Below are 14,060 nucleotides of genomic sequence, written 5' to 3'. Positions count from 1 at the left end.
CATTAGTCTTATTTTTATAACCTGTGGTTGCTACAACAACTAATTATATATATGGAGGTTCACACGATGACAAAAGTACTTTTCGTAAAAGCAAATTCCAGACCGATGGAGCAGTCTGTGAGCGTCAAACTTTACCACACATTTTTGGATAACTATAAAAAGGTTCACCCGGATCACGAAATAGAAGAGCTCGACTTGTTTGAGGAAAACCTGGATTACTATGACAATGACAAAATTAATGGAATGTTCAAACTTTCCAAAGGCATGGAACTTACTCCATCTGAAATCGAAGCGACGAATACGGTAACCGCCTACTTGGATCAGTTCCTCGCAGCAGATAAAGTCGTATTTGCCTTCCCGCTATGGAATTTCACCATTCCAGCTGTTCTTCATACGTATTTCGACTATCTGGCTCAGGCTGGACAGACGTTCCGCTATACAGAGGAAGGGCCTGTAGGATTGCTTCCGGATAAGAAGGTAGCCATCTTGAATGCCCGTGGTGGGGTTTACTCTGAAGGTCCGGCGAAGTCTGCAGAGATGGCAGTGAATTATGTTGAAAACATCCTACACTTCTGGGGAATTGAAGATATCACCACACTCGTGGTCGAGGGTCATAACCAATTCCCTGATCGAGCAGCAAAAATTATTGAAGATGGCTTAGAAGAAGCTGCATCAACCGCTGCTTCATTCTGAACCAAAAAACCACACAAAAAAAAGCATCCCAAGAAGGGGTGCTTTTTTTGTGTGGTTTTTTATTGGAAGAAAATGTATGACCTGGTACGGAAAAATATGTAAGACCTGATCAGACATTTTATGGAATGATTTCCGCTCGATCTTGAGAAACTATGGAGAGAAGCTGGGGATGGAAAGGGGTAAGGGATGAAAGAGTTATTCGTCTTGTTGAAAAAAGGCAATAAGCCGGCTTTATGGGCGAGCATCATTAACGCCACAATTGCGTTGATCAAAGGCATTGCCTATTTCATTACTGGAAATGTGGCGATGTTTGCGGAGATGATGCACAGCATTGGTGACATGTCCAACCAAATTTTTGTATTTATCGGTTCAGCCCTCAGTAAAAAAGCACCGACTGATAAATTTCCGAATGGGTTTGCCCGGCTTGTAAACCTTGTATTGCTTGGTGCTGTCATTATCGTCGGTATATTGGCATACGAAACGATCAAAGAAGGAATACATCATATCCTCCACCCTCCAGAAGCAGGTTCCTGGCTTTGGCTGAACTTAACTGTACTTGGTATTGCAGCAATTCTTGAGTCTTTTGTGTTGTACAAAGCGATGAAAGAAGTGGTCAAAGATATCGGACAGGAGAATGTCAAAGGCATGGAAGTTGTAAAGGTAAGTTTTGCAAACATCGGAGAAGCAAAACCTGCTACGAAGTTGGTTTTCCTGGAGGATATGGTTGCTACATCAGGTGCTTTGATTGCAATGATCTCGATATTAATCGCAACTTATACCCCTTTTCATACAGCTGAAGGCTATGCTTCTGTCATCATCGGATTGATGCTGTTTTATGTGGTCGGTCGAATCTTCTTAGACAATGCAGCTGGTGTATTAGGGGTAGCGGATGAAGAAATGGAAAAGAAAATCGGTGAATTCGTTTTTGAACATCCTGAAGTACAGGACATACAAAAGCTTATGGTCATGAAAGAGGGAGAAGAGCTGCATGTGGAACTGAAGCTGGAGTTCGATCCGGACATGTCTATAGAACAAGTGGATCGCGTCCTCGATGGCATTGAGAAGAAAATCCTGACTCAGCGTGGGGTAACAGAAGTGATCATTGAATCAGATAAAGATGATGATCAGTTGTCATGGGATCCAGATAATAATCAAGTGTAATGAATTGGGAATAATTGTATGACCTGGTCATACAAAAAATGTATGACCTAGTCTAGAAAAATATGGAATAGATGAGGTGGGAGTATGGGTAAGGAAAAGTACGATAAAGTGGAATCGGATATTATGACGCATGGACATAATCCTTATGAAATTGTTAAGGGGTTACTGAAGGAATCGGTGGAGACGCTCGGTCTTCATGAGAACATTTACCATTTGTTGAAGAAGCCGATGCGCGTCTTTGAAGTCTCGATTCCTGTAAGAATGGATGATGGACGAATTGAGAATTACACGGGATATCGGTCTCAGCACATGGATATCCTTGGACCTACGAAGGGAGGAATACGCTTTCATCCGGATGTCAACCTGGATGAAGTGAAGGCGCTCTCTATTTGGATGTCCTTGAAGGCCGCTATCATTGATCTACCATTTGGTGGTGGTAAGGGTGGCATCATTGTGGACCCTGAGCAACTGTCCGAACGTGAGTTGGAACAGTTAAGTCGCAATTACATTAAAAAAATCACCCCGATCATTGGTCCTCAGAAGGATATCCCTGCACCTGACGTCAATACAAGTCCAAAAGTCATGGGATGGATGATCGACGAATTCGATCAGCTCCGGGGATATAACATTCCTGGCATGCTGACAGGAAAACCAGTGGTTCTCGGAGGATCTCTCGGTCGTCTTCAAGCCACGGGACGAGGGGTAGTTTTCACCATTCGTGAAGCGTGTAAAGTCCTCGGAATTGAAATGGGAGAAGCGACTGCAGCCATTCAAGGGTTTGGTAATGTAGGAAGTATGACGGCCAAGTTCTTGCATGAATTAGGTGTGAAAATTGTAGCTGTGACGGATGCAAAAGGCGGAATTTACAAAGAAGGTGGGTTGGATATCCCTGATTTGTTAGCATACACGAACGGTGGGGATCAGTATGCTTCTTCTTATGAAAAAGCAGAGCCGATCTCAAACGAGAAAATGTTCAGCCTCCCCGTAGATATTCTCATTCCCGCTGCGGTTGAAAATCAGGTCACGGAAGAGACGGCTCCGACGATTCAAGCAAAAATCCTGGCCGAGGCTGCTAACGGTCCAACAACCCCAGCTGGTGATCAAATTCTTGAAGAAAAAGGGATATTCGTCATCCCTGATATCCTCTGTAATGCCGGTGGAGTAACAGTCTCGTATTTTGAATGGGTGCAGAACAACATGAATTATTATTGGAAAGTGGACGAAGTGAACAAGCAGCTGGAAGAAAAGATGCTCTCAGGGTTTGAAAAAGTGATCGAGATGAAAGAAGAAAAAGGGTGTCGGATGCGGGATGCAGCCTATATGGTAGGCATCAAGCATTTGGTTAAAGCGATGGATGCCCGTGGTTGGATTGGAGAAAAAGAAAACCATTAAAAAAACAGTCGTCCTAATAGGGCGACTGTTCTTCGTTTATCCATTGAGTCGAATGCCGTAAAACTTCAATTCTGTCATGTCTTCCACCGCATATTGGACACCTTCTCGTCCAATGCCGCTTTGCTTTACGCCACCATAAGGGTGATTGTCCTGTCGGTAAGTGGACATTTCATTGATCCAGACACCGCCCATTTCCAGCTGATCGGCTACACGAAAGGCTCTGTCAATGTCTCTTGTGAAAATTCCTGCTTGGAGACCATAGATTGAGTCGTTCGATTGACTAACTACTTGGTTTTCAGATGAAAATGGAATGACTGATACGATCGGAGCGAATACTTCTTCAGCGATGATTTTCATATCGCTTTTCACATCAGTCAAAATTGTGGGGGTCAATAAAGAGCCCTCACGCTTGCCCCCCGTTTCAATTTTTGCTCCATTTTCCACGGCGTCATCAATCCACATCTTGGCGCGTTTCGCTTCATCCTCATTGATCATCGGACCAAAATCCGTGTCCTCGCTCATCGGATCACCAATCTTCAGGTCTTCAGTCTTTTGAATGAACGTCTTTAAGAATCGGTCATAAATATTCTGGTGCACATAAATTCGTTGGGCGGAGATACACACTTGTCCTGAAAAAGCAAATGCGCCTTTAACTAAACTTGAAACGGCATAATCGAGGTCTGCATCTTCAAATAGAATATTAGGACTGTTGGAACCGAGCTCAAGCGTCACTTTCTTAAACCCTGCATTTTCGCGGATCGTGCGTCCTACGGGCAGGCTTCCCGTAAACGTGACCTTGTGAATTTTATCATGCTTCACAAGGGGGTCTCCGATTTCTTTTCCTGTTCCAAGCAGTAAGTGAATCGCCCCTTTTGGTAGTCCCGCCTCATGGAGAAGCTTCACGAGTTTGTAGGCGGATACCGGCGTTTTCTCCGCTGGCTTCAATACGATCGTGTTACCGGCTGCTATAGCTGGAGCGACTTTATGCAATGTTAAGTTCAACGGAAAATTAAAGGGTGTGATTGCCGCGACGACTCCGAGTGGCACCCGCTTCGTGAAACCGATCCGGTTTTCTCCACCAATCGCTGCATCCATCGGAATGACTTTTCCTTCGATATGCTTCGCTTCTTCTGCCGCAAAGCGGAGGACTTGAATCGAACGCTGCACTTCACCTTGACTGAACTGTAAAGGTTTCCCGGCTTCTTTAGTAATTGCTTCAGCAAATTCCTCCTGGCGCTCCTCCAAAAGTTGGGATGCTTTCAAAAGAATATCCGCCCGGTCATGAGCGGGCATTTTCTTCATCGTCTGATGAAACGTATCGTAGCTGATGTCGATTGCCTTGTTCAAGTCTTCTTCTTTAGCTAGAGCCAGATTTGCAACAACCTCCGCATTGTACGGATTTTTGACCGTCATTGTCTCGCGGTCATCGTCGCGAATTTCTTCACCGTTGATAATCGATCCCATTTTCATGATTTCACCTCATTCGCATGTGATATTTTTTAGTTTTTCCGTCAGTTTCATGTTTTCGCTATAGTCGACAGGGCAGTCAATCAAGACAGGTTGATTCATGGAAATCGCTTGGTCCAGCGCTTTCTGCAAATCTTGGGCTTGGTCGACACGTAAAGCTTCCATTCCAAAAGATTGCGCGAGTTTGATAAAGTCCGGATTTCCGAATTCAATATGGGATGGACGGTCGAATTTTTTCATCTGGTGCCATTCGATTAGTCCGTATCCATTGTCTCTCCATAGGAGAATGATGATGGGTAATTTCAACCTTACTGCCGTTTCAAGCTCTGCTCCTGTCATCAGAAAAGACCCATCTCCGCAAACAGCAACAACGTTACGATCCGGAGCGGCCATTTTAGCTGCAATCGCACCTGGAACGGCAACCCCCATGGAGGCAAGTCCATTCGATATTAGGCAGGTGTTTGGCTTGGATGTATGATACATGCGGGCCATCCACATTTTGTGTGCGCCGACATCAGAGATCACGATGTCTTCATCTCCCATAGCGTGTCTCAAGTCTGCAATGATCTTTTGCGGTTTAAGAGGGAAGGCCTCATCCTGTTGATATTCTTCAAAATCATTCAGCACATTTTCACGGATGGAAGTGGCCCAGTCAAGGTTTCTTTCTTTTGAAGACACGGCTTCTGTCAACTGTTTTAAGTTCTCTTTAATATTCCCGACTACGTTCAAGGCGACAGGATAGTACGCGTCAATTTCTGCTTCCTCTGTATCGATGTGCAATATCGGGGTTTCCCCGGTCGGGTTCCAGTTTTGTGGCGGCGTTTCGGCCATATCAAAACCGATTGGGATGATCAGGTCGGCTTTTTGAAAACCACAGGTGATGTGATCTTTCCCACTCAGTCCTGCCGTGAGAAGACTAAGTTCGTGTTTCCATGAAAGGGCTCCTTTTCCCATGAAAGAGTGGACGACAGGGATGTTCGCTTTTTCTGCTAATGATTGAAGCTCATTCGCTGCTTGTTCCCGAGTAATTCCGTTTCCTGCTAAAATCAGAGGTTTTTCTGCCTTGGAAAGAAGGTCCGCCGCTTCCTTGATGACTTTTTCGTCGGCTTGTGGAAGAGAATGACCGGTAATCGGAAGGGGTTCTGCCGACACTTCCATGCTTGCTACATCTTCAGGCAGATCGATATGCGTCGCTCCTGGTTTTTCCTGCATGGCTAACTGATACGCTTTTCTTACGACTTCTGGTACGATTTCCCCTGTTTTGATTTGCGCATTCCATTTGGTTACAGGTGCGTAAATGTCCACAAGATCGTAATACTGGTGTGAAATTTTATGTTGGCGGTTCAGTCCGGCCTGCCCTGTAATGGCGATGAGAGGACAATGGTCCATGTTCGCATTGGCCACACCAGTCAAAAGATTGGTCGCGCCCGGTCCAAGCGTGGCCAAACACACCCCTGGTTTACCGGTCAGCCTTCCGTAAGTTCCCGCCATAAAGGCGGCACTCGTCTCATGACGTGTCGTAATGAATTCAATCCGGGAGTCCAAAATGGCATCCATGACATCGATATTCTCTTCTCCCGGGACACCGAAAATATATTCGACACCTTCGTTTTCTAAGCATTTGATCAATAGTTGTGCAACGTTCATTTTTTTTCCTCCTTGTCTGTCTTATTTTGCGTTATCTCAGGAGAAGTTATGAGCAAAAGGATGGAGAAAGATTCCATTGTTCTCACAATCGGTACAACGATAAAATGGAAGTCGGTATTTTTTATGGGGAGGCAATGTATGAAGAAGTTTATCCACCATTTAAGAAAGAACGAAAAGCATTTACTTATAGCAGTATTTTTCTCTATCGCCATGGTGATTATTGGTGGCATTTTGACAGGGACTTCCCTCTCGTTTGGCAGGATCGTCCTGATCAGTTCCATTGCCATAATGGTCTACTTGCTCTGGTTTATAGGGGTGGATCCTATATGGAAGGGTTTCGGCCTGCTGGTTTTTGCCTTTGGAATAACCTTTATTTTCTCTGAATTGGTCGCCATGATTCCAATCAATATTTATGACCAGTGGCTGTCTGCAGATACGGTCAAAGGGGTGACCTTCGAAAGCGTCTTCTTTTTGTTGATGCTAAAATTGATCAGCAAATGGGCAGGCTTTGAACCTTACATTGAATATCTTGTGAACAAGGAAAAAAAGAAGGAATCCCGGTCTTGATGAAAACATGCCCATTTCAACGAGCCATTTTACTTAGTTGTGCGTTTATCCTGATTATTTTCGCTTTAATCAATCATCTATCTGGAGGCGATCAGTGGATCGGAAATGTTTCTTTGTTCACTGGTTTTACCACGATCACTTACTTAGAATACTTTTCTCATGAAGCCATCGTGCTCGGTTTCATGTCCTCTACATTGACCGTTCTAATGACATGGGGAGTTTATGAATCGCTCATGTCTCTTTTTCTGGATGAATTCGGAAGCTATCTTCGAATCGGTGCGGTTCTTTTCGTTCACCATTGGTTAGCAAAAGGAATAAATGGAGGTTTGAAAAAAAGAAGAGAGTGAAAAGGACGTCGGTCATTTAAGTGATCGGCGTTTCTTCCGTTTTTCAGCCTTTTTTAGATTTGTCACGTTATGTATGACAAAGCTGCATTTAGATTGTCTTGAGCACATGGGTGTAACCGCTTTATTATGAAAGTACAGAAAAAAGAACAAACGAGACGAGGAGGAACTCTCATGAGTGAGAAAAAACAAACAGGTGCAAGAGCTCGTGTTCAGCGGTTCGGAAGCTTTTTAAGCGGAATGATCATGCCGAACATTGGCGCATTTATTGCATGGGGTATTATAACGGCTTTATTTATTCCTGATGGATACTTTCCTAATGAAGATTTAGCAGAAATGGTCGGTCCGATGATCACTTACTTACTGCCATTACTGATCGGTTTTACAGGTGGACGATTAGTCCATGGACTTCGCGGAGGTGTCGTTGGTGCGACAGCTACGATGGGAGTCATTGTCGGAGCGGACATCCCGATGTTCCTTGGTGCCATGCTCATTGGTCCACTAGGTGGTTTAGCCATCAAATGGGTGGATAAACTTTTTGAAGGCAAGGTCAAGTCCGGCTTCGAAATGCTTGTCAATAACTTCTCGGCCGGTATTGTTGGAGCGGTTCTTGCCATCATCGGTTATTACATTATCGGTCCAATTATGTCAGGGCTAACAAATATTCTAGGTTCTGCCGTTGAAGCGTTAGTCAACGCGGGATTATTGCCGCTTGTGAACATCTTCATAGAACCGGCAAAAATCTTATTCTTGAACAATGCCATCAACCACGGAATTTTAAGTCCAATCGCTGTGGATCAGACACAGGAAATTGGAAAATCGATTCTATTCTTACTTGAAACAAACCCGGGTCCTAGCTTAGGAATTCTTTTGGCATTCAGCATATTTGGAAAAGGAATTTCCCGCCAAACCGCACCAGGGGCTGCCATCATTCACTTCTTTGGTGGTATTCACGAAATTTACTTCCCGTACATCTTGTCCAAGCCGGCTTTGATTTTAGCAGCCATCGCCGGTGGTGTAACCGGGACAACAACGTTCGTCGCTTTCGGTGTCGGCTTAACGGCGACTCCTTCTCCAGGAAGTATTGTCGCGCTTATGCCATTGACAGCCAGAGGTGATCACCTCGGTGTCATTGCAGGTGTTCTTCTTGCGACACTCGCATCATTCATTGTCGCTTCCTTGATTCTAAAATTCAGCAAAAACGATGAGGAAGAAGATTTGAACGAAGCTACAGCTAAAATGGAAGAAATGAAAGGGAAGAAGAGCTCTGTTTCTGGACAGTTAAATTCTCAAGAGCAAGATCAAAAAGAAGAGGCGAACGAAGAGGTTTCAGATAGAAATACAGATGTCGTTCCTTCCGTAGACCGCAGCAATGTCGATAAAATCATCTTCGCTTGTGATGCGGGAATGGGATCCAGTGCGATGGGAGCGTCTCTCTTGAAGAACAAGTTCAAGAAAGCCGGTATCCAAATCGATGTGACGAACATGGCGATCAACGATCTGCCAAGTGACGTAGATATCGTCATCACTCACAAAGACTTGACGGAACGTGCGGTACAAAGAGTACCAAATGCTCACCATATCTCTGTTGATAACTTCTTAAATAGTCCGAAGTATGATGAACTCGTAAATGAACTTAAATCTGAATAACAACTACAAAGGCCTGATCCTGTGATCAGGCCTTTGTATTCCGTTTCGAGAGTCGAACTTCTAAAACGGCTAATAAAAGTTCAAGGGGTCTGATCAGATGTCGTAGTCACCGAAAAAGGACTATAACCTGCTGATAAACGTATGAAAGTCACCGATAAATGACCAAAAGCCACTGATAAAAACGGCAAACCCACCGATAAATGTTCAAAACTTATGGATACATGGCACTGGCGGTGCTTAACTATATGCTCATTCCATTTTTAAAAAATGCAGTGGTTATTAAATTTTGTCACCGATGGTTTGACGAAGATGACTTTTCTAATCATTGAAAACCCTTACGGTACAACATATCATGGAAGTATAGAAACGATAGTTATTAAATCTTGTCCTTGAAGGAGGTGGATCGGGGATGTATGTGACAGGTCGTGAAAGGAAGATCTTAGATCGCCTGCTTGGTCAGGAAGATCAAGTGACGGTTAAACAATTGGCCGAAGAACTCGATATCAGCACAAGAACGGTGCATCGGGATTTGAAAGGGATGGACGATCTCCTAGCCGAAAGGGAGTTGTCTCTCGAGAAAGAATCCGGGGGCGTCCTTTTGGTGAAAGGGCCTGTGGATCAGAAGAAAACGCTGAAAATGGAGTTAAGGCAGCAAGCTTCGGTGGATTATACGCTGGAAGAGAGGCATGTGTTGATTCTGTCTAAGCTTTTAGAAACTCGGGAACCCGTCAAGCTGGTGGCAATTGCGAATGATCTCGGTGTCACGGTAGCAACGATCAGTCATGACCTCGATAAGATTGAAGAGCACCTCAAGGACTTTCGGTTGAAGCTTGTTAGAAAAAGAGGCTATGGCGTCGAAGTCGTCGGAGAAGAATCAGGTATACGAGAAGCTATTAGTCAATTAATTATGACCCATATGAACGAGCTTGATTTTTTCTCCATGGTGAGACAAAACATCCAGGAGGGGAATCAGTCGGTAGAAGATTCTTTATCCGGGCAGCTGCTGGACATCGTAAATAAAGAAACGCTTGCGCTTATCGAACTTCACCTTGATGAGTTGCGGAAAGAATTATCGTATCCTCTCGCGGATAGTGCCTACATTGCGTTGGTTGTTCACCTTGCTTTGGCGATTGAACGCATGCAGCAAGGGGAAAAGATTCATATCGATGAAGTACAGTTGGAAAAGCTCCGTTCTACGAAAGAGTATTCTTTTGCAGAAGGTTTAATCGATCAATTAGCCGGCGCGTTCCAAATCTCTATACCAGAAGCGGAAACTGGCCATATTACGATGCATTTGATGGGAGCGAAAGCGAGGTACAATCGAGAGTCTTTGCTTGAAGAATCAAGTATGAGCATTGCTTTTAAAGCGAAGCAGCTGATCGCTAAAGTATCTCGGCGTGTAGGGATGGATTTCAACGAGTATGATCGTTTACTGAATGATCTTGTCGTCCATTTGAAACCTAGTGTGTACCGTTTACAGCATAACATGGATATCGAAAACTCATTTACCGATCAAATGGAGGAAGATTATCCTGTTTTGTTCGAAGAAGTGGAACATTCGCTTCAGGAGGTCTTCCCTGGACTGCATTTTCCACGGGAAGAAGCCGCTTTTATCGTCATGCATTTTGCATCTGCACTTCTGAATATGGAAGGTGTGGCAGGGATCAACGTGCTCGTCGTTTGTTCAAGCGGGATCGGTACAGCCAAAATACTGGCGGCCAAACTACAAAAGAAATTCAACGAAATTGAACAAATTGAACATCATTCTCTGTTTGACCTTAAGGGAATGGATATTTCTCAATATGACTTGATCGTTTCAACCATTCCTCTTATCGATGTAGAGGCCTACGTTCAGGTGAGTCCTGTTTTACCTAAGAAGGATATTCACAAAATCGAGCATGGGATCAGAAGGGTACGTGTGACGAAACAATTGAAACAGCCGGTTTTGGAACAGAGGGGCGGAGATGAAAAGTCTTTCGTGGCCATTCAAGAGAAAATCGGAGCTTCTGAACGCTATGCCCGTAACATTGGAAAGGTTCTTCAGCACCTGCTTGTGACGAGAATAGAAGCTACTCATGTGGAAGGGGCTTTGGAACAGGCGGTTCATCATTTAAAAGAAAATGGAGCTGTTACAGAAGGGAAACCCATTGTAGATCATTTGTTGGAACGGGAAAAAGTCGGAGGTCTCGGCATCCCTGAGACAAAACTTGCGCTCTACCATGCGCGTAGTTCTTCAATTGAACAACCTTCCTTCTCTATTCATATCTTGACTGAACCTTTGAAGGTCCAGGGGATGGACGGAGAAGAGATGCCTATCAAAACGATGTTGCTTATGCTCGCACCTGAATCACCGAGTCAAGAAGGGTTAGAGACGTTGAGTTTTATTAGTTCTCTTATTATAGAAGATGAAGAGTGTACGTCAATTTTAGAGTCAGAACATGAGGAGAAAATCCTTCATTATTTAGCAAACCAACTTTATACATTTTTAAAATCAAAAGGATAAGGGAGTTTTTATAATGTCTACAAACATTTTGAAAAAAGAAAACATTGAATTGAACAAGAGCTTAGCAACGAAAGAAGAAGCCATCCGCTATGTTGGAGGCATTCTCAATGAACAAGGCTATGTAGACGAAGCTTACATCGAAGAAATGCTGAAGCGTGAGGAAATCACATCCACTTTCATGGGGAATTTCGTAGCCATTCCGCATGGTACAGAGGATGCGAAGAAAGCCGTCAATGAAACAGGTATTTCTGTAGTTACAGTACCAGAAGGTGTTGATTTCGGGGACGGAAATATCGTTAAGCTCCTTATCGGGATTGCTGGAAAAGGCAACGAGCATTTAGAAATCCTTTCTCAGATTGCTATTGTTTGTTCAGAAGAAGAGAATGTTGAAAAATTAATTGCTGCAGAAACGAAGGAAGAAGTTCTCCAGACGTTCAGCGAGGTGGAGTAAGATGAAAGCTGTTCATTTCGGAGCAGGGAATATAGGACGAGGTTTCATCGGCGCGCTTCTTGATCAGTCTGGTTACGAGACTGTTTTTGTCGATGTGAATGAGACGTTGATCGATCTATTGAATGAACGCAATCAGTACCTAGTGGAGTTGGCTGGGGACGATTCTTCCATCGAGGTTAAAAATGTCAGCGGATTGAACAGTATCAAACAGCCCCAAGACGTTGTGGAAGCGATCGCTTATGCAGACCTTGTCACGACCGCTGTTGGACCTAACATTCTTCCTGTCATCGCAAAACTTCTGGCAGAAGGAGTAGAAAAACGCATGACAGATCAAGCAGGACCATTGAATGTCATTGCTTGTGAAAACATGATTGGTGGATCTGAAGCATTGAAACAACATGTGTTTGAAAACATGGATGAAACGTTGCAGGATCAATTGGAAGATTCGATCGGATTCCCGAATGCAGCCGTAGACAGAATTGTGCCGGATCAACACAATGAAGATCCGTTGACGGTCAAGGTTGAACCTTATTATGAATGGGTAGTGGAAACACCAGCTATCAAAGGGGTTCAGCCGGATGTCGAAGGGATCACCTATGTGGAGGACCTGACACCTTATATTGAACGTAAGCTGTTTACGGTCAATACAGGTCACGCAGCGACGGCCTATCTCGGAAGCTATTATGGACATTCAACGATCAAAGACGCGATGGACGATCATAGAGTCAAGGAAAAGGTTGAAGGCGCACTAAGTGAAACGGGAGCTGTACTGATTGAGAAGTATGGATTCGGCAAGGACCAACATGAGGCTTATATAGACCAGATCATCAACCGTTTCCTAAACCCGGACTTGTCAGATGAGGTTACCCGTGTCGGGCGTGCTCCTATTCGGAAACTTGGGCCGAAAGACCGTCTTGTAAGGCCGGCCGTAGAATATTTAGAACGGGTGAAAGAGGATCCGCAATATTTAGTGAAAGTCATTGCAGCTGCACTGATCTACAAAAATGAATCAGACCCTGAAGCAAAAGAGCTGCAGGATAAAGTTTTGGATCAAGGACCTACAGCTGCTTTTCAGGAGATCTCCGAATTAAGTAATGATCATCGATTAGTCCAATTGGTAGAAAAAATGTATAAAGAGATGAACTAACTAATGAAAGCTCCCCACAATAATTTTTTGTGGGGAGCTTTTTTCTTACTACATGAAAAACGAGTATAGGACACAGGATTGTGGGAAATGTGAGTGTACTAGGTGGTGCAAATTATCCAGTGACCAGGTCTTACATATTTTGGTGTACCAGGTCATACATTTATTTCCATAAAAATAAGCCCTGAGCTTTTTTGTAAGCTCGGGCTTTATTTGATGCGGTCGTCGCGTTCTTCATCTGGGATAAGGGGACAGGTGGGACAGCATTTGGATTTGTCAGCATCGTGCAGCATATATTTCATGCAACAGTGACGTCTGACATAGGTTTCTTTTCCGTTGTCCGCCTGGTAAAAGCGGAATTTGAAATGGAGAGGGTTCCTGCGGCTTTCCTTGAAAAGTTCATGAGTGGTGAACCAGCGGAAAACGGTCTCTGTCCATTCATCTGCCTGATCTTTCACAAGCGCATATTTTCGTTGGTGAAGGTTGTGAGAGACGATGGAACGCATATGTGTCGTCTTGCATTTGGAAACGTGTGCGACGGTTTGGAACAATGGCTGCAAGTGTTGGGTTATGAAAGTGTGTACGCATTCTTTCACTTTGTCTTCCGGCAAGTCCGCAATTTTGTAAACAGCTGAATCGTCAACCATGTAATTCATCGCATTCTTTTCTTTCAGTTCAATGCTGATGTTTTCGGGGCTTGCATCAATGATGACACCGTGCTTGATCATCGTCTCGAACAATCCCATCGTGAGCACAGAATACATTTTTCCGAACAACAAACCGGTAATGGCCATGTTCGGGGCATCCAATTGATCTTTTTGTATCTCCAGTAATGCTTTCATCGCTTTTTTATCTTGTATGAGATCATCGACTTTGTAATGAGAACGGTCCTTGTACTCAGAACCAACAAAGATGCGATGATCGTTCTGAATTTGTTCAAATACTCGTTTCATATCGATGTCTCCCGTTTGTAAGCTTTATTTTTGCTGATAACTGTTTTCAATTATAAAATAAAACCATCCATACAACAACTTAAGAAGC

Annotated in this window: 12 protein-coding genes; 9 read left to right on the top strand and 3 right to left on the bottom strand. The window is 43.9% G+C overall.

The window, feature by feature from the left end; genetic code table 11:
• The first annotated feature begins 66 nt into the window (after positions 1–66).
• The 3 genes from LC065_RS18390 (at position 67) to LC065_RS18380 (ending at position 3,246) form a co-directional block, all read left to right on the top strand.
• The gene (locus LC065_RS18390; RefSeq protein ID WP_226588279.1) at positions 67–693 is read left to right on the top strand and encodes an FMN-dependent NADH-azoreductase; all 627 of its coding nucleotides are present in this window, start codon (positions 67–69) and stop codon (positions 691–693) included.
• 186 nt (positions 694–879) lie between these two features.
• Positions 880–1,854, top strand: a complete 975-nt coding sequence (locus LC065_RS18385; RefSeq protein ID WP_226588281.1) for a cation diffusion facilitator family transporter — start codon at positions 880–882, stop codon at positions 1,852–1,854.
• An 84-nt stretch (positions 1,855–1,938) separates the two neighbouring features.
• Entirely contained in the window at positions 1,939–3,246 is a 1,308-nt protein-coding gene (locus tag LC065_RS18380) for a Glu/Leu/Phe/Val family dehydrogenase (protein ID WP_306163620.1), read from the top strand.
• A gap of 36 nt (positions 3,247–3,282) precedes the next feature.
• On the opposite strand, the gene LC065_RS18375 is transcribed toward LC065_RS18380, so the two are convergent.
• The gene (locus tag LC065_RS18375) at positions 3,283–4,716 is read right to left on the bottom strand and encodes an aldehyde dehydrogenase family protein (protein ID WP_226588283.1); all 1,434 of its coding nucleotides are present in this window, start codon (positions 4,714–4,716) and stop codon (positions 3,283–3,285) included.
• Positions 4,717–4,725: 9 nt separating this feature from the next.
• On the bottom strand, positions 4,726–6,360 hold the full coding sequence (locus LC065_RS18370; protein ID WP_226588284.1) for an acetolactate synthase large subunit: 1,635 nt from the start codon (positions 6,358–6,360) through the stop codon (positions 4,726–4,728).
• A 138-nt stretch (positions 6,361–6,498) separates the two neighbouring features.
• On the opposite strand from LC065_RS18370, the gene LC065_RS18365 reads away from it, so the two are divergent.
• The 6 genes from LC065_RS18365 to LC065_RS18340 all read left to right on the top strand — a co-directional run bounded on the left by LC065_RS18365 (position 6,499) and on the right by LC065_RS18340 (position 13,022).
• Positions 6,499–6,927: a hypothetical protein gene (locus LC065_RS18365; protein ID WP_226588286.1), complete on the top strand. Its 429-nt coding sequence runs from the start codon at positions 6,499–6,501 to the stop codon at positions 6,925–6,927.
• Positions 6,927–7,274, top strand: a complete 348-nt coding sequence (locus LC065_RS18360; RefSeq protein ID WP_306163619.1) for a hypothetical protein — start codon at positions 6,927–6,929, stop codon at positions 7,272–7,274. The genes LC065_RS18365 and LC065_RS18360 overlap by 1 nt, the downstream gene beginning before the upstream one ends.
• A 171-nt stretch (positions 7,275–7,445) precedes the next feature.
• Complete coding sequence (locus LC065_RS18355; protein ID WP_306163618.1) at positions 7,446–8,921, top strand: PTS mannitol transporter subunit IIBC; 1,476 nt, start codon at positions 7,446–7,448, stop codon at positions 8,919–8,921.
• Between the two features lie 409 nt (positions 8,922–9,330).
• Entirely contained in the window at positions 9,331–11,424 is a 2,094-nt protein-coding gene (locus LC065_RS18350; RefSeq protein ID WP_226588292.1) for a BglG family transcription antiterminator, read from the top strand.
• Between the two features lie 13 nt (positions 11,425–11,437).
• Complete coding sequence (locus LC065_RS18345; RefSeq protein ID WP_146813884.1) at positions 11,438–11,875, top strand: PTS mannitol transporter subunit IIA; 438 nt, start codon at positions 11,438–11,440, stop codon at positions 11,873–11,875.
• Position 11,876: 1 nt separating this feature from the next.
• Complete coding sequence (locus LC065_RS18340) at positions 11,877–13,022, top strand: mannitol-1-phosphate 5-dehydrogenase (RefSeq protein WP_226588294.1); 1,146 nt, start codon at positions 11,877–11,879, stop codon at positions 13,020–13,022.
• Positions 13,023–13,228: 206 nt separating this feature from the next.
• On the opposite strand, the gene LC065_RS18335 is transcribed toward LC065_RS18340, so the two are convergent.
• The gene (locus LC065_RS18335; protein WP_226588296.1) at positions 13,229–13,972 is read right to left on the bottom strand and encodes an IucA/IucC family C-terminal-domain containing protein; all 744 of its coding nucleotides are present in this window, start codon (positions 13,970–13,972) and stop codon (positions 13,229–13,231) included.
• Positions 13,973–14,060 lie beyond the last annotated feature (88 nt).

It is taken from the genome of Halobacillus litoralis (genome assembly GCF_020524085.2).
Taxonomy (GTDB): Bacteria; Bacillota; Bacilli; order Bacillales; family Halobacillaceae; genus Halobacillus; species Halobacillus litoralis_E.
The sequence above is the reverse complement of the archived record's forward strand: the minus strand, read 5'-3'. Positions and strand labels throughout refer to the sequence as shown.